The organism is Chloroflexota bacterium (genome assembly GCA_026710945.1).
Classification (GTDB): Bacteria; Chloroflexota; UBA11872; order VXOZ01; family VXOZ01; genus VXOZ01.
In genome coordinates this window covers 111,732-130,288 of the sequence record JAPOQA010000054.1, presented here as the reverse complement: position 1 = coordinate 130,288, position 18,557 = coordinate 111,732, and the positions used below count along the sequence as shown (strand labels likewise).

General features: G+C 57.0%; 18 protein-coding genes. 10 read left to right on the top strand and 8 right to left on the bottom strand.

Annotated features, from left to right (window positions below):
• Positions 1-58 precede the first annotated feature (58 nt).
• Positions 59-1,024, bottom strand: coding sequence for a 3-hydroxyacyl-CoA dehydrogenase NAD-binding domain-containing protein (locus tag OXE05_10970; GenBank protein ID MCY4437843.1), 966 nt, complete (start codon positions 1,022-1,024; stop codon positions 59-61).
• Between the two features lie 14 nt (positions 1,025-1,038).
• On the bottom strand, positions 1,039-3,138 hold the full coding sequence (locus OXE05_10965; GenBank protein ID MCY4437842.1) for an AMP-binding protein: 2,100 nt from the start codon (positions 3,136-3,138) through the stop codon (positions 1,039-1,041).
• A 93-nt stretch (positions 3,139-3,231) separates the two neighbouring features.
• Here OXE05_10965 and OXE05_10960 point away from each other — a divergent pair, with 93 nt between their 5' ends.
• Entirely contained in the window at positions 3,232-5,265 is a 2,034-nt protein-coding gene (locus OXE05_10960) for a GAF domain-containing protein (protein MCY4437841.1), read from the top strand.
• A 251-nt stretch (positions 5,266-5,516) separates the two neighbouring features.
• Positions 5,517-6,395 (top strand): MBL fold metallo-hydrolase, encoded by an 879-nt coding sequence (locus OXE05_10955; GenBank protein ID MCY4437840.1) that lies wholly within the window; start codon positions 5,517-5,519, stop codon positions 6,393-6,395.
• 134 nt (positions 6,396-6,529) lie between these two features.
• Here the strand turns inward: OXE05_10955 and OXE05_10950 are convergent, their stop codons facing one another.
• A complete protein-coding gene (locus OXE05_10950) occupies positions 6,530-7,312 on the bottom strand; it encodes an aldolase/citrate lyase family protein (GenBank protein ID MCY4437839.1) in 783 nt (260 codons plus the stop codon).
• Between the two features lie 217 nt (positions 7,313-7,529).
• Here OXE05_10950 and OXE05_10945 point away from each other — a divergent pair, with 217 nt between their 5' ends.
• The gene (locus OXE05_10945) at positions 7,530-8,474 is read left to right on the top strand and encodes a MoxR family ATPase (protein MCY4437838.1); all 945 of its coding nucleotides are present in this window, start codon (positions 7,530-7,532) and stop codon (positions 8,472-8,474) included.
• Between the two features lie 137 nt (positions 8,475-8,611).
• Complete coding sequence (locus OXE05_10940) at positions 8,612-9,124, top strand: methylated-DNA--[protein]-cysteine S-methyltransferase (GenBank protein ID MCY4437837.1); 513 nt, start codon at positions 8,612-8,614, stop codon at positions 9,122-9,124.
• A gap of 25 nt (positions 9,125-9,149) precedes the next feature.
• On the opposite strand, the gene OXE05_10935 is transcribed toward OXE05_10940, so the two are convergent.
• Genes OXE05_10935 through nadB form a run of 3 tightly spaced genes read right to left on the bottom strand, consistent with a single transcriptional unit; the run spans position 9,150 to position 12,033 of the window.
• The gene (locus OXE05_10935) at positions 9,150-9,512 is read right to left on the bottom strand and encodes a hypothetical protein (GenBank protein MCY4437836.1); all 363 of its coding nucleotides are present in this window, start codon (positions 9,510-9,512) and stop codon (positions 9,150-9,152) included.
• 4 nt (positions 9,513-9,516) lie between these two features.
• Entirely contained in the window at positions 9,517-10,371 is an 855-nt protein-coding gene (nadC, locus tag OXE05_10930; protein ID MCY4437835.1) for a carboxylating nicotinate-nucleotide diphosphorylase, read from the bottom strand.
• Between the two features lie 54 nt (positions 10,372-10,425).
• Entirely contained in the window at positions 10,426-12,033 is a 1,608-nt protein-coding gene (nadB, locus tag OXE05_10925) for an L-aspartate oxidase (GenBank protein MCY4437834.1), read from the bottom strand.
• A gap of 241 nt (positions 12,034-12,274) precedes the next feature.
• Between nadB and OXE05_10920 the strand changes: the two genes are divergently transcribed.
• Together OXE05_10920 and OXE05_10915 are read left to right on the top strand one after the other, a co-directional pair.
• Positions 12,275-12,472: a hypothetical protein gene (locus OXE05_10920; GenBank protein MCY4437833.1), complete on the top strand. Its 198-nt coding sequence runs from the start codon at positions 12,275-12,277 to the stop codon at positions 12,470-12,472.
• 136 nt (positions 12,473-12,608) lie between these two features.
• On the top strand, positions 12,609-13,049 hold the full coding sequence (locus OXE05_10915) for a (2Fe-2S) ferredoxin domain-containing protein (protein MCY4437832.1): 441 nt from the start codon (positions 12,609-12,611) through the stop codon (positions 13,047-13,049).
• 68 nt (positions 13,050-13,117) lie between these two features.
• Here the strand turns inward: OXE05_10915 and queG are convergent, their stop codons facing one another.
• Together queG and OXE05_10905 are read right to left on the bottom strand one after the other, a co-directional pair.
• The gene (gene queG / locus OXE05_10910) at positions 13,118-14,320 is read right to left on the bottom strand and encodes a tRNA epoxyqueuosine(34) reductase QueG (GenBank protein ID MCY4437831.1); all 1,203 of its coding nucleotides are present in this window, start codon (positions 14,318-14,320) and stop codon (positions 13,118-13,120) included.
• Between the two features lie 47 nt (positions 14,321-14,367).
• A complete protein-coding gene (locus OXE05_10905; protein ID MCY4437830.1) occupies positions 14,368-14,598 on the bottom strand; it encodes a hypothetical protein in 231 nt (76 codons plus the stop codon).
• A 259-nt stretch (positions 14,599-14,857) separates the two neighbouring features.
• On the opposite strand from OXE05_10905, the gene mraZ reads away from it, so the two are divergent.
• From mraZ to OXE05_10885, 4 genes are all read left to right on the top strand, one after another.
• Positions 14,858-15,289, top strand: a complete 432-nt coding sequence (mraZ, locus tag OXE05_10900) for a division/cell wall cluster transcriptional repressor MraZ (GenBank protein MCY4437829.1) — start codon at positions 14,858-14,860, stop codon at positions 15,287-15,289.
• A gap of 85 nt (positions 15,290-15,374) precedes the next feature.
• Positions 15,375-16,316 carry a 16S rRNA (cytosine(1402)-N(4))-methyltransferase RsmH gene (rsmH, locus tag OXE05_10895; GenBank protein MCY4437828.1) on the top strand — a complete coding sequence of 314 codons (942 nt, stop codon included), beginning with the start codon at positions 15,375-15,377 and terminating at the stop codon, positions 16,314-16,316.
• 17 nt (positions 16,317-16,333) lie between these two features.
• Positions 16,334-16,807, top strand: coding sequence for a hypothetical protein (locus OXE05_10890; protein ID MCY4437827.1), 474 nt, complete (start codon positions 16,334-16,336; stop codon positions 16,805-16,807).
• Positions 16,797-18,554 carry a penicillin-binding protein 2 gene (locus OXE05_10885; GenBank protein ID MCY4437826.1) on the top strand — a complete coding sequence of 586 codons (1,758 nt, stop codon included), beginning with the start codon at positions 16,797-16,799 and terminating at the stop codon, positions 18,552-18,554. The genes OXE05_10890 and OXE05_10885 overlap by 11 nt, the downstream gene beginning before the upstream one ends.
• Positions 18,555-18,557 lie beyond the last annotated feature (3 nt).

Sequence of the window (18,557 nt, the reverse complement as noted above, 5' to 3'; positions counted from 1 at the left end):
TTTCACTCGGAAGCGACTCGGCCATCAGGTGGGCAACAGGCACATATTTGTGGGCAGGCTAACGATCAGTGTCGCCCAGAGTACGTTGGCGGTGCAGGATGTCTGCCAACAGCGCGCGCTCAACGTCGCGACGCTTAGCTTGAGGATCGGTCCCGCTCCAGTCATGGAAGCCGCGTCCTGACTCCAATCCTAGTGCTCCTTGCGCAACAAGCTCTTTCATGGCCTGTGGCGCGTCATCGAGCGTGCTGAGCGAAGGGTAGAGAGCGGCGGCAATTGCGACATTCATCAGCATGCCGCCCAAGTCTCGCTGCGCTAGCGGCCCGACCCGACCCAGGCGCAGACCAAAGCCGTTGACGACAACCGCGTCGATCTCCTCTGCAGAGGCCACCCCACTCGCCCAAAGTGATACTGCTTCACGGCTCAGCGCGTGCTGCAGCCGGTTGTGTATAAACCCTGGTATGTCTTTCTGCACCATTACCGGCTGCTTTCCTGCGCGTTGCCACAGGCCGTAGGTTGTCTGCATCGTGTCGTCATTCGTCTGGTCGCCGCGAACGACTTCCACCAGCGGAAGCACTGTCCCTGGCAAGATGAAGTGGCTGCCAACCACACGCTCCGGGCGTCCCGTAGCGGCAGCCATCGCTGTGATCGACAGGGAAGACGTGTTGCTGGTCAAAATCGCCTCTGGCGGCGCTTCAGCATCCAATGCGGCAAAGATCTCTTGCTTCAGTGAAAGGTCTTCCGGCACAGACTCGACGACGAATTCCGTGTGCTCCACCGCAGTTGCCCGGTTGGTTGTCCCGCTTACTATGCGGAGCGCCTCCTCGGCTTGTGCTTGTGTCGCCAGATGGCATTGAACGAGCGAATCCATGCTTGCACGCATGCGCGCTTGTGCAAGCTCTAATTGGCTTTCACATATGTCTACGAGCGTTACGGCAATACTTGCCATTGAGAGGACCACGGCGATGTCGGCGCCCATGAGACCGGCGCCAACCACGGTTGCCCTGCGAATTGCGTCAGCTTGCACTCCCCAGTTCTCCTCTAGTTATGTCTTGATTGAATTGCTACGAGCGCCTGCAGATTGTCGATCTTGGACAGGTCTCCCAAGGGCTCCCCTTCGTATGCTCGCTTGATCAATCCGCGCGGAGTCTTTGCCGCCAAGTTCCTCGGCAGGGCGTCAACCACATATATCTCGTCCGGTCTGCCGGCAATGTCATATGCGACGCCCACATGCTCCCACAAGTCCTGCGCGAAAGCCACCGGTTCAATCGCACCGAGGGGGCGTTCGAGCACCACAAAGCAAACAATGCGCTGACCAAGTTTATCGTCGTGCGGACCGATGGCTGCCGCCTCGATCACACGCGGGAAAGAAGGGTAAGCAAGCAAAGCCTGCTCGATCTTGCCGGGATCATGGTTGATGCTGCCGCGGATTATGAGGTCATCGCTGCGACCGAGAATGTACCACATACCATCGGCATCGACCTCGACACGGTCGGCATGGAGCCACAAGTCGTTGCCGCGTGAGAAGTAAGTTTCGAGGTATCGTTCCGGTTCCCCAAGGAAACCACGCGTCATGGACGGAAACGGCTGTCGGCACGCAAGGTTGCCCGGCCCACCGGAAACCGGACGACCCTCGTCGTCTACGATCGCCAGATCCATGCCCAGCCCTGCTCCGCCCAAGGTCCCGGGCTTTAGCGGCATTATCGGCAGCGGCGACAGCAGGCAGCCGATCACTTCGGTGCCCCCGGAAATGTTCATAAGTGGGCAACGGCCCTCACCGAAGATGCTGAAATACCAAGACCACGCCTGGTTATCTAGAATCTCTCCGGTCGACCCGAGGATACGCAAAGTCGACCTATCATGGATGGTGAAGTCTTCGTTGACGGCGGCAAGATGACGGATTGCGGTCGGTACCAGACCAAAGATCGTGATGCGATGCCTCTCTATCAATTCAAAGAGCCGGTGGGGCGTCGGGTAGACGTGCGTGCCTTCATAGAGCACTACCGTGCCGCCGAAGAAGAGCACGCCAATGAGTTCCCATGGCGCCATCATCCAGCCAAAATTCGTAAACCAAAAGAAGCGATCATCACTTTGGCAGTCGAAGGCATAGCCTACCTCTTTCGTGATCTGAGCCAGCGACCCGCCGTGGGTGTGCACGATGGCCTTCGACTTGCCGGTCGTGCCGGAGGTGAAAAGGATGAGGTTTGGATGCTCGGAATCTACCGGCACAGCCGCACAGACCGGTTGACGCTTCCCTAAGGCGACAAAGTCCGGCCACCGAAGCACGTCCTCCGCCAACTTGCTGGGTGTGTCGAGTCTTCGGATCAACACGACGTGTTCGAGCGTAGGCACGTCTTGTGCTACGGCGCGAAGCGTCGGCCGACAGTCGGTCCACTTTCCGGCGCGTGGATATGCATCGACCATAAAGAGAAGCTTGGCGCGTCCGCGATTGAGAGACTCTGCGACGTCCTGCGGCACCGCCCGCGCGGCGATTTGCATGCAGACTGCACCGATTTTCATGGCGGCAAACATGACGGACACAGATTCTGGCGAGACCGGTGCACACAAACCGACCACGTCGCCCGACTCGATGCCCATGCTCCGCATGGCAGCCGCCACCTGGCACACACTTTCGTGAAGTTCCTGGTACGTAAGAACTCGAGATTCGCCGGCATCGCTTTCCCATACGAGCGCCGTCTCCGTTCCACGTTGGTCCCGGACATGCCGATCTATGCAATTGTGGGTAACGTTCAGGGTGCCGCCTGGAAACCACTGAGTCCACGGCATGCCGTTGGAATCGTCGTATACAGTTTCATAGGGTGTTGTCCACTCGACGCCAAGATGATTCAATGCTGCGTCCCAGAACCACGCAATGTCCCGCTGCGAGCGTGCAATGAGCTCCTGCCACGTCGGGATGCCATGGCAGTCCATAAACTCTCGTACACGGGAGCGTGCGAGATAGTCACCATACGGTTCCCAGGCAAAGCCTCGATCCGACATACATCCCTCGACAACGTTGTGGAAGATGGCAGACTTGCCGCAGTACGTGCGTGACACCCCTGCCACGCACTGGCATGATAGTATCAGATTTGGGTGTTTCAGTGACGTTGACCGCCTGCCCTCTACGATCACGAGTGGCATTTAACCAGTGCTCATTCCCGCCGCTTGAGTTGTTCGCGGGCTTTTTCAGATGTGTTCGTTTTGAAGTTGCTTACCATCTTTGGGAAGCGTGAAATGGCATTGCAGTACCGGACAAGTGATCTCGTTCGCTGGCTCCTGGATGGCAAATCTGTGCTCTCCGACAAAGAGAAGGGCACAATTGCGCGGATAGTTTGCGAAGAGCCGGACCCGTTTGAATCGCTGCATATCGCTTCCTCTATTGATCGTCTCCGAGATCCTGCCGCGGTGACAAATGCATTGCAGACCATCGGCGGACGCATTTTACAGCTCGCTCCCCAATTCGCCCTGTATTCAGAGCACGACTCATCCAAGTTGCTCGATTTCTTGCAGAGAGTAAATGGCGCACTGTTGGCACGTCTACACGAGTGTTCGCAGGCGCAGGAAGTGTCCACGGCGGAAGAACTGCAGGTTCGGGTAGGCCATCTCACCGCAATCCAGCGGGTCAACAACGTCGTTAACTCCACGCTAGACCTCGAGCAAGTGTTGGACTTGACCGTGCGGGCAGTGACGGACGTGCTCAAGCTCGATGACTGCAGCATCTATCTGTTTGATGAGAGCTTGAATTCACTTACGTTGCGCGCCACCACAGGCCTTGACCCCCATGCAGTCGGACGCGTGCATTTCGATCTTGGGCAAGGTGTTGCCGGGTGGGCGGCGCAGCACGGCGAGCCCGTAGCACTGGAAAACGCGTGGGAGGACCCGCGATACCTTCATCATCCGGAGCTAGAGGACAAACCTTTTCGCGGAATGCTCACTGTTCCCATCATTCTCTACACGGTAAACAAGCTCATTGGCGTTCTCAGTTTGCTGACTCGCAACATTAGAAGATTTTCGAGCGAGGAAATTGGGTTCGCTGAGACTGTGTGCGGGCATGTTGCCATTGCGATTGAGAATGCCCGCCTCTATGAGCAAACTGACGAGAAATTGCGGGAGAAAGTGAGCCAGCTCACAACACTGCAGCGGGTCTCGGCTTCGATTGGTTCAAGTCTTGACCTCAGTCAGGTGCTCGACATGATTGCACGCCACGCCACGGAGCTTTCGAACGCTGATAAAGCGGCAATCTTCAAATTGGATGAAACGTCCTACGATCTTTTTGTCATCGCGGGATACAACCTAAGCGAACAGTACAAGACTATGCGGGTCAAAGTGGGTGAAGGCGCGATTGGACAATCCGTTGCCGAGAGTACACCGGTGGGAGTTGAGGATTTGCTCGAAGATCCTCACATGGCCACCGCGTATCCCCAACTCACCGCTGAAGGTGTCCGTTCCATGTTCTGCGTGCCGCTCATCGCTCGTGATCGGGTGCTCGGCGGCATTAGTGTGTTCGCCGTGGATCGGCGTGAGTTTAGCGAGGAGCAAATCCAGCTTGTTTCAACCTTTGCCTACGATGCCGCACTTGCAATTGAAAACGCACGCCTCTATCAGGAAGCACAGCGAGCGCTAGAAACGCAGGCCGTGCTCATGCGCGAAATGCAACACCGGGTAAAGAACAATCTCCAAACCGTAGCCTCCCTGCTCTCATTGCAGATGCGACGGGCAGAGTCTTCAGAAGCAGCCGGTCTTCTTGCCCTCAGCGCAGGGCGAGTCCAAAGCATCGCAGCCGTTCACGAACTCTTTTCGGAAGAGGATATTGGCCTGGCGACGGTAGGTGAGATTGCCAATCGCATTATGGATATTGTTTTGAGCGACCTCGTGCCACCTAGCTTGAAGATTGCCTTCACGATAGCTCCCGCGCCCATCAAACTCGGCTCCAAGCAAGCTACACTGTTCGCACTTGCTCTCAACGAGCTGGTTTCAAATGCCGTTACGCACGGCTTTGCTGACCGAGCCGAGGGCAGCATCCGAATCTCGGCAACCCAGGATGAAGAAATGATCGCAGTGGACGTTTGGGACAGCGGGAAAGGGATGCCGAAAGGCTTTGCTCTGCAGACGCATGCTGGGCTCGGCCTAAGTATCGTTGAGCAACTGGTCAGTCACGAGTTATCCGGCACTTTCCAGATTGAAAATGTGCCCAGCGGCGGCGTGACCGCGCGGGTTGCCTTTCCCGCCGAGCGGGACGACTTCTGGACTGTGTGGTGGAAGGACTGACCGAGGGAATTGGCCTTTTGCGCTCATTTCCAAGCGGGGACCACTTAGAATCACCAGCCAAGGGTACCTTCCACAAATTCGTCCTCACAGTATCTCCTTTTCGCCTGTTGTGACTGCACATATGTGCCAGCGCTCCGGCCCAATGAATTCCACGACTCAAACCAACAGGCCAAGGTAGGTTTTCTCCTACCGCTGTATAGCGACATGGGCGACATACAAGGAAGTAAGCAGGAGTTGCCAGGGAGGCTGGAATGCGATTGATGATATTGGGGTCAGGCACACCCGGCTTGAGCGCCACACAGTATGGCTCGTCATATGTGGCGAGCGTAGGCAATGAAAACTTCATGTTCGATTGCGGGCCGGCAACGACCTATAAACTACTCAAGATGGGAATGGCTCCTGCGGAGATCGGCTACCTCTTCTTCACCCATCATCATTACGATCACTCTGCAGACTATCCGGGATTTCTGCTCTCCCGCTGGGATACGGGTTACGGCAACGTAGCCAATTTACAAGTGTATGGCCCGAATGACACAGCGCAGTTTACGGCCCGGCTCATTGACCCCGATACCGGCGCATTTGCACCTGATATCAAGGCAAGAATGAACCATCCGGTGAGCGTACAGGGCTTTCAACAGCGCGGCGGAGTGCTGCCGCGCACGCCGCCCCAGGTAGATGTAAGGAATGTTGGGCCCGGACAGGTGTGCCGAAGCGACGAATGGGAGGTTGTCTGCGCCGCCACCAAGCACGTTCAGCCCTGGCTCAATTCGCTGGCTTACCGTCTCAACAGCAACGATGGCTCAATCGTCTTTACGGGCGATGCCGGACCGGGACGGAGCTTGATCGAGCTAGCCAAAGATGCAGACACCATGGTGGCCATGTGCCATATGGCTCGCTCGCAGGTGCGAGAGGAAGAGCGAGACTCGAATCTGGGGACGATCTCCGCAGGTCGCGTCGCTCAAGAAGCGCGAGTGAACCGCCTCGTCTTAGTGCATCATACACGTGCCATTGGCGCCGAAACTCTAGGTTATCCGGCGCCGGGGCAAGCGGAACGCGTTATCGCGGAAGTCGCCTCCCAGTTCAGCGGCGAAATCATTCTGGGCAGAGAGTTCATGCACGTGCAACTCTAAGCAGAATTGCGTACGGCCCACGAGGGACTTTCAAGTTAGACCGACCGCAACAGCCGCGCACCTTGATCAACTCAGGGCACAAGGAAGGAATTTCCAGCCTGCACGATCGTGAGCACCTTTCAGATTCTCGCTAACTACCCTTCTGCAGCGTCATCAATGGCGCGGCGCAGGTCGGTACAAGCGCGATAGAAGATGTTCGTGTCGCAGGAAACGGAGACCATCTTCACGCCGCGCTTGGCCCATTTGGCCGCATCCTCCGGCGTGTTTACGAACGTACCGACCACCTTGCCGTGCTGCCGGCAAAGGTTCACAGTTCGCTCGATAACGTCGACCACCTGAGGATGACCTGTTTGGCCGGCTACACCGAGAGATTGAGAGAGATCGTACGGTCCAATGAAAATCGAGTCATAGCCCGGCACCGCGGCAATAGCCTCCAGGTTCTCCACACCGCGCGTACCTTCAACCTGGAGCACAACGGCTTGATTCTCATTGCAAACTTGAAAATAGCCCTCTGCACCCAGCGCGCCGTACTGACCGCCGCGCAGGAAGATGTGCACGCCACGCTCCCCGTCCGGCGCAAATCGAGCGGCAGCAACCGCGGTTCTTGCCTCTTCCGCACTCGATACAAAAGGCACCTGCACACCGGACGAACCACAATCGAGCGCCGGGCCAATCAGCCAGGATGCCAGCGTGGGAATACGAACCAGGGAAGCAATGCCAAAGTGATCGCACGCGCTCACGAGATGCACGAGGCTCTCGGCGTTGATGTGGCCATGCTCCTGATCAAGAATGACAAAATCAAATCCTGCGATGGCAAGGGTCTCCACATGCGAAACGGTAGGCGCATCTACGAAGACTCCATAGAGTGTTTCATTTCGCGCGATTCTACCCCGCAGTCCGATTTGCGCAACGGTCACTGCCCTACTCCTTTGGCTTGTCTCAGGTTTTATTCAGCATAGTAGCTAGAATGAAGCTAGGCAAGCGAGATGTATTATCTGGGGGTACCGTGCCTTCCCGCCGCAGAACGGCGCACATTGCACCAGCAATCAGCTTGCGTCATTAGTGCAACGGGAGCAGCGTGTATACTTGAGTCATATTCTCCAGTAGCGGTCCGAGAAGGGTGAGGTCACCACTATGGAAGGAATCCAAGACTTTGCTGAACGCGTGATCGAGAACGTCGAGAGAGTCATCATTGGTAAGCATGCGGAAGTAGAGCTATCCCTCATTGCCCTGCTCTGTGGGGGACATGTCCTGGTTGAAGACGTGCCCGGCGTGGGCAAGACCTCGCTCGCCAAAGCCGTAGCGCGCTCGATTGGGTGCAGCTTCAAGCGACTCCAATTCACTCCCGACATGTTGCCCAGCGACATTACCGGTGTCTTCATTTACAACCAAAAGACGAACGAATTCGAGTTTCGGCCGGGACCGATCATGGCGCAGATCGTGCTCGCAGACGAGATTAATCGCGCCACGCCAAAGACGCAGTCAGCATTGCTCGAAGCCATGGAGGAGCACAACGTCACGGTTGAAGGTCAGACCTTTCCCCTGCCAAAGCCCTTCCTCGTTCTGGCAACGCAGAACCCAATCGAGTACGAAGGCACCTTCCCCTTGCCTGAAGCGCAGCTCGACCGCTTTCTCATGCGCATTGAGCTTGGCTACCCTCGTCGGGCCGACGAGATGACCGTTCTCGAAACACAACAGCGTGCCCAACCGCTCGATGAAATTAGCCAGGTCGTGGAAGTGCGCGAATTGGTCGAAATGCAACAACGCACGCGGGAAGTGTATGTCGATCGCCTCGTGCGCGAGTACATCGTGGAACTCGTGAACGCGACCCGTCAGCATCCTGATGTGTACTTGGGCGCAAGTCCGCGTGGCAGTTTGGCGCTCGACCACACAGCTCAGGCGCGAGCGACCCTTATGGGACGCGATTACGCCACGCCGGACGACGTGAAATACATGGCTGTACCAACTCTCGCTCACCGCTTGATCGTCAGTCCCGGAGCGGGAGTACGGAATACGAGTACTAACGACGTTGTCCTGGAACTCTTGGAGTCCGTGCCGGTGCCCGGAGCCAGGGTGTAGCGCCGGTCAAGAGTCCTCGTCTCATTGTCCTAAACAGAGTCATCCGGCCCGAAAGGACAGCAATGGCTCGTACCAGTGCGCAAGTACCCAAGAAGCGGAACTTGCTCCGTTCAACCCAAAGCAGGTGTGCGGTACGCTTGGCAGACGCCGGAGAGCAGTGGGGATGGTTTGCGGTTGCGGCGACGGCTACGGGCATCTGCGAGGCGACATTTGGGCACGAAAACATGCTGGAAGCAGGTAAGACACTGGAAGAGCGACTTGGCGCGCCCGTTGGAGCCAATGACGACGCTGAGCATATTGCCATAGCCGCCGAGCAAGAACTACATGCGTTCTTCGCGGGGGAAGGAATTTCGTTCAGCGTACCCGTCTCCCTGGCCGGTACGGCGTTCCAACGGGCCGTGTGGGAAGAGACGAGCGCCATCGCGTACGGAAAGCTCGCGACCTATCAGGAAATAGCAAGACGAATCGGCAAGCCCCAGGCGTATCGGGCGGTTGGCAATGCGCTGGGACAGAATCCACTGCCCGTCTTTGTTCCCTGCCATCGCGTGATTGCGAGCGACGGCAGCTACGGGGGGTACACGCGCGGCCTGCCGTGGAAAGAACGTCTGCTAGCGCTTGAGGGATCGGTCAATTTGGTGCAAGTCAAGTAGCTGCTCTTGACCTCACGAACGCCCCTCAGATTCCGTACGGCTTTGAGTCATCCATCTCTTGGCTTGGCGCGCTCTGCATCTCTTCTTCCCCACGCATGTGGCTGAACATGTCGTCGTTATAGAACCCGGCTTCTTCTCCCCGATAGACGGTTACCATTAGGTCTTCGCGCGGAACCTCGGCCGAATGGACGAGATGATTGTCGATTTCCTCGATAACGCCGAATTGCTCGTGCTCGGAGAGGTCTTGGAACAGGACCAAGGTACAATAGACGACCGTGTGCGCATAGTGAAGTTCAATCTGCGCAAGCTGCTCACCATTCTTGTGCACTCGATAGCCTTCAGATGAGGGAGTGCGGTACTGTCTTTCAAATACAAGCGCCGAGGTCATTTACCTATCCTTCAATATCAAGACTAATATCCAATGCCGCTGCCGAATGCGTAAGCATGCCCACTGAGATGAGGTCTACACCAGCGCAGGCCGCATCTCTCACCGACTCGAGCGTAATGCCACCTGAAGCCTCCGTGAATGCTTTGCCCCGCACTCGTGCAACCGCCTGTGCCATCTTCGCGGGCGGCATGTTGTCGAGCAGGATGCCATCCGCACCTGCCTCCAGTGCCTCGGCAACCTGCTTCAGGGTCTTGGCCTCAATCTGAATCTTTAGCAGATGATGAACTGAAGACCGCGCTCTCCTCACTGCCGCAGTTACTGAGCCGCACGCGGCGATGTGATTATCTTTGATGAGTACGCCGTCAAAGAGACCAATGCGATGGTTATGGCCGCCGCCAATGCGAACAGCGTACTTTTCCAGCAGTCGCAGGCCTGGCGTGGTCTTGCGGGTATCGACAATAGTGGCATCCGTGCCTGCCACAGCCTCGACGAAAGCCCTCGTCAACGTGGCCACACCCGAAAGGTGTCGGAGGATGTTGAGGGCGACACGCTCGCCTGTAAGAATTGCTTGCAACGGTCCCTCCACACGCAGGAAGGTCTCACCAGGCTTGAGGCATTCTCCGTCCGCGTGCAGCAATGTTGCGCGTACGGCATGATCCAGTTGAGTGAAGACCCTTGCGGCGATCGGATTTCCCGCCAGTACACCGGATTGCTTGGCATGAGCGACCGCCACACCTACTTGGCTTGCAGGGACAAGGGCTTGTGTTGTAACGTCGCCTGCGCCTACGTCTTCTGCTAGGGCTCGCCGGACGAAATCGTCGATGACATCTGATGAAATGGGCAATTGAGCACTATTCATGGCTGGTCCGTCAATTCGCCGCGATTACTTGCCAGAGACTGTTTCAGGGATATTTCACGTGCCCGGATAGATTACGATGCGATGGCGCCATGCATCACTCGATTCGGGATAGTCTTGGCGATAGTGCGCACCTCGGCTCTCTGTTCGCAAGCGAGCTGCAGTCGTCGTGAGCAGTCCCATCACCAACGATGAGCGGTATTCACATTGACGCCGCCTCCTGCCTACCGGCGTCCGCGCAAGCCATTCCTGCAACTGGCCTTCCGCCTCTCGCAGGCCCCGTTCCTCGCGCACGATGCCCGTATTGTGCCACATCAGTTGCTTGAGCGCTGGCAGGGAACTTCCTGCGCGCCTGCGGCCTGTCGACACGGGGGGAAGTGGGATGCGAACGTGTGAGTTCGGCGCGAGTGCCGGCTGATCCCTTGCCGGCATACCGTACTCCGGTACGGACACGCCTTGCGTGTCCAATACAATACGCCTCGCGAATACTAACGCTTCAAGCAGAGAGTTGCTCGCCAGACGATTAGCGCCATGTACACCACTGCACGCAACCTCCCCGCACGCATAAAGGCCGAGCAATGATGTCCGTCCATGAAGATCGGTGAGCACCCCACCCGTCATGTAGTGGGCCGCTGGAGCTACGGGAATGAGCTGGGACGTAATGTCAATACCATACCGTTGGCAACGTGAATAGATCGTGGGAAAGTGCGTCCGCGATTCCTCTGCATCCAAGTGCCGCATGTCCAAGTAGACGCAGCCACTCTTTGAACGGGCCATCTCCGTTACGGCGGCACGCGCGACCACGTCGCGAGGAGCTAGTTCGTCACGATCATGGTAGCGGCCCATGTACCGTTCACCGCAGCTATTGCGCAGATGCGCTCCCGCGCCGCGCACGGCCTCGGAGATCAAGAACGACGGCGCACCCGATTTTCGCAACGCGGTGGGATGAAATTGAAAGAACTCCATGTCCGCAATGCCCGCACCGGCCTGAAACGCCAGCGCAACGCCGTCCCCCGTAGCGATACTTGGGTTCGTGGTATAGGCGAAGAGTTGTCCGCCGCCACCGGAGCACAATACGACATTGCGGGAGCGAAATGTGTGGAATGTGCCGTCTCGCACATTTAGCGCCTCGACCCCGACACAGCGCTGGCCTTGCACAAGCAATTTCGTGGCGAGATGATTTTCGCGGATAGTTACCGCGGAGCGGCGCGTATAGCGCGAGAGGGCACTCTCGATCTCTGCGCCGGTCGCGTCACCGCGCGCATGAAGCACGCGGGGCACGGAGTGCGCCCCTTCTATAGCCAAGTTGATCTCACCATGCAAGGTGTCGAAGTTTACACCAAGGGTCATCAACTCGCGGACACAGGCGGGGCCCTCGGAGGCCATTGCCATCACGGCTTCCGGGTCGCACAACCCCGCGCCGGCAACCATAGTGTCTTCCCAGTGCAGTGCGGCGCTATCGTCAGAGGCAACTGCGGCCGCTACCCCGCCCTGCGCATATCGTGTATTTGATTGTGACAATCGACCCTTGGTCAAGATCAGCGCGGAACCAAATTGGCGTGCGTAGTGCGCGGCGTAGAGTCCGGCAATACCGCTGCCGATGATGATGTAGTCGTAGCTAACTATATTCTTACCGCCAAATTCGACTGCAGATGAATGCTGCACTCTAAGATACTTGACCCTGGTGCTGTCCTCAACTGAGAAAAGCAAAGCTTCAAACGTACGGAGAAATAGGAATTACTGTAGCCGCTTTGCCGAATGAGAAGAGGTGCGCTACAACCTCCATTCCGACTTAGATGGACTGTTTACAGAGCATTGGGTGCACCGTATACTAAATCCCAGCCTGTGCCCTTTGCTAGGGTACTGCATTACTAGAGTTCTTTTTTTTATGAGGATTCGCGTCGTTATGGGCAGAGAAGCGCAAGCATCGAAGGCTCGACCCACTACGGCAGGCATCGAGCGTTACTTGGAAGCAATCTACGCCTTGGGAGATGAAGGCCGCGATGACATCGTTCCCGGTGCGATAGCCACGGTCGCCCATATTGCGCCTTCTGCCGACGCTAGCGAGCTGTGCGTTGGCGATCAGACGGTCAGCATCAGCTAGCAAGCGGCGAACTGAATCTTCGTTCAACCTGCAGAGTAGCGTCACGCCAGCATGCGATAGAGCGGCAAGCTAGATCGCTTGTAGATTACGCTGGTTTAGCCGCAGCTCTAAAGGGACCACCAAAGGGCAGTGGGACATGCCGAAACGAGAATCGCGCAAGCGGAGAAAGTATCACGCAGCATCGAGAGGCAAAGGAACCTCGGGTGAGACGCGAGATACTCCTGCTGAACTCGATACAAGAATTGGGGACGCGGATAGTCGGCCACGGCGAGTCTTCGTGTGTATTGGCCCGTCCTGTTCCGACCAAAAGAGCCGCGGCATTTTGACCGAGCTTAAGAAACAGATCGAGCGACAAGACCTCACGAATCGCATACACGTATACACGGCGACGTGCCTCAGCCACTGCCTACGGGCGCCGGTTTTGCAAGTCTATCCCGAAGGAACGCTGTATTGCAACATCCTCCCGCGGGACGTGCGCACTATCGTGACCGAACACTTGGAAAAGGGACAGACGGTTGATCACTTTGCGTTTGATCCTTTCGCCACAGTTCGCTGGAACGATGAAATAGACTCTTGATTCAATGGGATGAGGCGGCCCATTACTTACGGTCGCCATGTGAATAGTCTATTCGCGACCTGGTTCCCTCACACAGTTGACGGCGAGATTGAAGTCTCTTCTGCCGCAGCGTGAGCGAAGTCGCCGGCGGCTTCTGACGACTTTCGACCTTGGAGAGCATCCTCAACTTCAACTCGCACCACAGGTGGAAGCAACTGCTCCAAGGCATGGCCCAAAGCCTCGCTTGCAGCCACCTCACTGAAGCAGCCTAGCGCCCAAGCCGCGTGCTCCCGCAGCATGGTGGGCTCACTTTCGTCCATGAGAATGCGACGAAGCGCGGGAATTGCCACCGGGTCGCCTGCATTGCCCAACGCAACGATGGCATTTCGCCTCAATCCCAGACGCTTCGTGCGCATGAGCGGCGTGCCCTGAAAGCGATCCTTGAACTCCTCATCGGTGATCTCCAGCAAGGGAAGCAGCGGCATGGTGGGCCCGACGCCGGGCCGCGGCAGGAAGTCGTCATCGGCATCGGCAGTCAGGTAGCGATTGACTGGGCACACATCCTGACAGATGTCACAGCCAAAGACACGTGTACCCATACGTGATCGGAGTTCACGAGGTATGCCGCCGCGATTCTCGATGGTGAGATAGGAAATACAGCGGCGTGAATCAACCTGGTAGGGAGCCACGATTGCGCCGGTGGGGCAGGCGTCAATGCACCGGGTACAACTCCCGCAATTCTTCTTTAGAGGCTCTGTGTATTGCAACTGCAGGTCGGTAATCACTTCGGCGAGAAAGACCCATGTACCTTGTTCCTCCGTCAAGATCATGGTGCTCTTGCCGTACCAGCCGACACCGGCGCGAAATGCTGCGGCGCGATCGAGGATAGGACCTGTGTCTGCGAAGAAGCGTGCAGAGGCGTGATTCGATTCCAGAAAAGACACCAGCTTTTTGAGCTTCTTCCGTAGCACGTTGTGGTAGTCCCTGCCCCACGCGTAGCGTGACACGACGCCGCTGGGACCGTGAGAGCGCGGCAAATCTGACCGCTGCTCGCCAACGTAATAGGGAAGAGCAAGCGAGATGATTGACCGTGCATTCGAGAGCAGCCAATCAGGCCGTGTGCCGCGCTCGACTCGTTCCGAGGTATACCAAGCCATACCATCGAGATAGCCGGCCTTCAGACGGGCACGGGCGGTAGCACGGGTCTCGGTGAATGGATGCGCCGGCGCGATGCCCACCGGGCGAAAGCCGAGCTTCTGCGCGAAGTTAGTGATTTCTTCCGTAGTCTTCATGTGCCTGGAAAGCACTGCTCGCTTCACTTTCACACTTCGCCAGTCATCTATACGTCTCTCCTGCCGCCTTGCTCTAGTGTAGCGCAGACGATCATGAGAATGCCGCCAGCCTTTCGCGCAATTCCGCGGCCTGCCAAACGTAGCTCCGCGTGGGCGCATGGGTTGATTCTACGAGAGGCGAAACTGCCCACGTGCTCCCCGAGCGAAAGTGCGCCCAGCACCACAATCGTGTCGCCATGCGCGGCAATCTCGGAAATCGTGCCGGACAGCCAGATCATAGTCTTGACAGCTAATCTGTATCACACGCGCCCAAGACTTGGCGCATGAGGATCCTAGAGAATTCTCAGGCATTTTTCTCGACCATAACTGAGCCAAATAAGCCCAAGAGCGCGCCGCACAGCCGAAAAAGTACACTTCAAGAACTTGACAGTTAGTCTTGACCTTCGCCAACAGCGACAGCTACAATTGTGCTTGTGGATAAATGTGGGGAGAAGTGGGGGGAAGTGTGGATAAGTCCCCTTTAGTGGGCAGGTAACTTTGTTCCTTGGCGAGTTCCAACACACGGTGGACCAGAAGGGACGTCTCGCTATTCCGGCGAAGTTTCGTGAAGAGCTTGCGGACGGCGCCGTGGTCACGCGCGGCCTTGATAAGTGCTTAGTCATCTACCCCCGCATTGAGTGGCAAGCACTTGCGGAGAAGGTCAGCCGGCTACCGCAAACCCAACCAAATGTGCGAACCCTGAGCCGCCTGCTCTTTTCGGGAGCTGTAGACCTGTCACTGGACGGTCAAGGCCGGACAATTCTTCCACAATACCTGCGCGAATATGCCGGAATCACAGCGAATGTGGCGGTTATCGGATTATACCAGCGCATTGAAGTCTGGTGTCTTGAGGATTGGAACGCGGTCAAGACCACAACTGAAGCTACAGGCGGCAGTCTCGCAGAACAACTGGCCGATCTCGGCATTTAACTTAATTATAAAGCTTCAAGCACCTACAACTCTATCCAGGTTATTCGGCTTTGCCTTTCGCATTTGAAACGTCAGGAACTGCCCCATGACCGCACAGACCGTTGCAATGCATGTGCCCGTCCTGCTACCCCAAGTATTGGAGGGTCTACGGGCGAGCAACGGTGGACGATTCATCGATTGCACCGTTAACGGAGGCGGCCACGCCGCAGGGATACTTTCTGAAAGCACTCCCGGTGGTCTCTTGCTAGGGTTGGACGTCGACCGCCAAGCACTAGTTCGCTGCACGGCACGACTACAGGGCTTCGGCAAACGGGCATTACTTAAGCAGTGCAACTTCGCCCATTTGCTTGCCGAGGCGGAACACAGCGGATTCTGCAAGGCGAACGGCATTCTCTTCGATCTCGGCATGTCGTCCCTGCAAATCGCAAATCCCCAACGTGGGTTTTCCTGGCAACAAGAAGGTCCCTTAGACATGCGCATGGACCCGACGCAAGGCCTCACCGCAGCCACAATAGTCAATACGTGGGATCAAGAGGCCCTGGGAAACCTGATCTGGGAGTTCGGCGAAGAGCGACATGCGCGGCGCATCGCGCGGCGCATTGTCGCCCAACGACGCGATCGTCCACTGACCGTGGTCAGCGACTTGGCAAGAATCGTGCAGGCTGCCTATGGGAGCGGAAGACACCGCATTCACCCAGCCACAAGGACATTCCAGGCCCTGCGCATCGCCGTAAACGGTGAATTGGAACACCTGCAGAGCGCTTTGGAGCAGGCCCGTGATCTCCTTGTTCGCGGCGGTCGCCTGGTAGTCATTGCTTTTCACAGCCTGGAGGACCGCATTGTGAAAGGGTTCCTGCAGCGCGCAGCGGGGCAGTGCATCTGTCCTGGAAACATTCCACAGTGTGTTTGCGGTCCGCGCGTTACGCTCCGCGTGCTGACACGGAAGCCCGTACGGGCTGACGAGGCGGAAATCGCGAAGAATCCACGCAGTCGCAGTGCGCGTCTTCGCATCGCAGAACGTGTTTGACTGCTTAGGAGCGGCAGATGGCACAACAAGACGCAATTCTCCCTCGACCGAACGCACGTGCGGACAGTCCTGAGCGCAAGCCGTGGTATTACGAACTTAGCCCGTTAGTAGCAGTGGACATGGGCATTCTCGTGCTATTTCTAGTCGGATTGCTCTATCTGATGCCCACGGGTCAAGTCGCTGACGCGGGCTTTCGAATTCAGGCATTGGAACGCACCATTGAGCAAGTCGAACGGGAAAACCAGCTCTTGAGGACTCAGATTGCCCAAGCCAGCGATCTGCGCACCATAGAATCTATCGCCAGAGGGCGGCTCGGCATGGTGCCGGCAAGCCGGGTGCATTTTGTGCAGGTGCCTGAACGAGCAAAGGAGCTGGTGCTGACTCAAGATGCGGAAGCAAGTGAGAAGAACTGGCCGTTCAGCACCCGATGGGACCTTGTTCGCGAGCAATTCAACGCGCTCTTCGGTGAGGAGTCTCTCAATGCCTGGTGAACCCATCAGTGCCGCGCGAATTCGCATAATCCAGGTTTTCTCGCTGATGGGGGCGTTCGTCATTGCTGGCGCGCTGATCTGGTTGCATGTCCTGGAAAGCGAAAGCCTGGCATCCCTCGCGCAGGAACAGTACCAGCGTGATACCCAGATCGTGCCCCAGCGCGGCAGCATACTTGACGCAAATCGTACACTACTGGCAACTGCAAAATACCTAAACGACGTGGAAGTAGCACCCAATGTCGTGCAGGGCAGTGGCATTTCGGCGAATGAAATCGCCAGTGAGTTGACGGAACTCCTCGGCATGCCTCAAGAAAAAATCGCCGCCCTGATTGATCAGCCTGACAAGCGATACGCTCTCTTGGCAAGGGGCGTAACTCCGGACACAAGCGAACGCATCGAGCAACTTGTGCGATCCGGCGAAGTACCCGGAATCACACTAAGCGCCGTTCCCTATCGCACGTATCCGCTCGGCATGCTTGCCGCCCACGTAGTGGGATTTTACAGCCAGAGCGGCAGCGGCCAATACGGAGTTGAAGGATACTACGAGGATTTGCTGCAAGGAGCTCCGGGACGACGGTTGAGCTCCAGCGCGCCATTCGGCGGTGAGGCAGGAGAGGCAACTTGGGTGCTGCAGCCCGCCGAACCCGGTGCAGACCTGGTCCTTACGCTGGACGGCACAGTGCAGCACATTGTAGAGAGAGAACTCGAAGCCGCATTAGAACGCTACGGCGCGTCGGCCGGCACGATTATTGTCATGGAACCGTATACCGGGGCCATTATTGCCATGGCGAGCCGCCCAACGTACGACTCCAACAAGTATCAGGAGTTTCACAGCCCGAATGAAGATGCGTACGCCAACCCCGCCATCAGCCTGTTGTATGAACCGGGTTCTACGTTCAAAGTCTTTACACTGGCCGGAGCTCTAGACGCCGGCATCATCACGCCTGAAGTCAAGTTCAACGATGTCGGAAGTATGGAGTACTGGGGCGTGGAGATAAAGAACTGGGATGAAAAGGGTCATGGCGAAAGCGATATGACCGATCTCATTGCTCGCTCTAGCAACGTTGGCGCCGTGTGGGTAGGAGACCAGTTGGGTAAAGACCTCTTCTACGAGTACGTCACCGCCTTTGGCTTTGGTGCGCCGACAGGCGTTGATCTTTGGGGCGAGGTGAATGGTCTTGTTCCTGATCCGAATTCGCGTTACTGGTATCCGTCTAGTCTTGCAACCAACGCATTCGGCCAAGGCATTGCCGTGACGCCACTCCAACTCATCACCGCCGTATCGGCCCTCATCAATGACGGCGTACTCATGCAGCCGTATGTCGTACAGGAAGTCCACACGGAAGCGGGTGTACAACGCATCGAGCCCAGAGCGGTGCGCCGCGTCGTGCGCAAGGACTCTGCTCGCACCCTCGTTTCGATGCTTGTGGAAGCGAGTAAGCGCTCAGAGAGCAAGATGCACATCGTTGATGGGTACGATGTTGCCGGAAAGACCGGCACTGCTTCAATTCCTCTAGAGACCGGTGGCTATCACGCAGAGTTGACCATCGCTTCATACGTAGGTTTTGGCCCTGTAGAGAGTCCCAGATTCGCGATCTTAGTCAAGATAGATCACCCGACCGTAGAGCCCTGGGGATCACTGGTCGCCGCGCCGGTGTTTCGCGAAGTTGCTTCCGAACTGTTCCGCTATTACCACATCCCGCGGTCAGCTCCCCAGCAGACCCTTGTGCAGGAAGGTTCAAGCTGACAG

Excerpts from the sequence above, each read along its gene's own strand:
- OXE05_10885 (MCY4437826.1), top strand. The coding sequence starts at position 16,797 with ATGCCTGGTGAACCCATCAGTGCCGCGCGAATTCGCATAATCCAGGTT.
- OXE05_10960 (MCY4437841.1), top strand. The coding sequence starts at position 3,232 with ATGGCATTGCAGTACCGGACAAGTGATCTCGTTCGCTGGCTCCTGGAT.
- OXE05_10905 (MCY4437830.1), bottom strand. The coding sequence starts at position 14,598 with ATGATCTGGCTGTCCGGCACGATTTCCGAGATTGCCGCGCATGGCGAC.
- OXE05_10935 (MCY4437836.1), bottom strand. The coding sequence starts at position 9,512 with ATGACCTCGGCGCTTGTATTTGAAAGACAGTACCGCACTCCCTCATCT.
- OXE05_10945 (MCY4437838.1), top strand. The coding sequence starts at position 7,530 with ATGGAAGGAATCCAAGACTTTGCTGAACGCGTGATCGAGAACGTCGAG.
- OXE05_10915 (MCY4437832.1), top strand. The coding sequence starts at position 12,609 with ATGCCGAAACGAGAATCGCGCAAGCGGAGAAAGTATCACGCAGCATCG.
- OXE05_10965 (MCY4437842.1), bottom strand. The coding sequence starts at position 3,138 with ATGCCACTCGTGATCGTAGAGGGCAGGCGGTCAACGTCACTGAAACAC.
- OXE05_10890 (MCY4437827.1), top strand. The coding sequence starts at position 16,334 with ATGGCACAACAAGACGCAATTCTCCCTCGACCGAACGCACGTGCGGAC.
- OXE05_10920 (MCY4437833.1), top strand. The coding sequence starts at position 12,275 with ATGGGCAGAGAAGCGCAAGCATCGAAGGCTCGACCCACTACGGCAGGC.
- rsmH (MCY4437828.1), top strand. The coding sequence starts at position 15,375 with ATGACCGCACAGACCGTTGCAATGCATGTGCCCGTCCTGCTACCCCAA.
- queG (MCY4437831.1), bottom strand. The coding sequence starts at position 14,320 with ATGAAGACTACGGAAGAAATCACTAACTTCGCGCAGAAGCTCGGCTTT.
- nadC (MCY4437835.1), bottom strand. The coding sequence starts at position 10,371 with ATGAATAGTGCTCAATTGCCCATTTCATCAGATGTCATCGACGATTTC.
- OXE05_10955 (MCY4437840.1), top strand. The coding sequence starts at position 5,517 with ATGCGATTGATGATATTGGGGTCAGGCACACCCGGCTTGAGCGCCACA.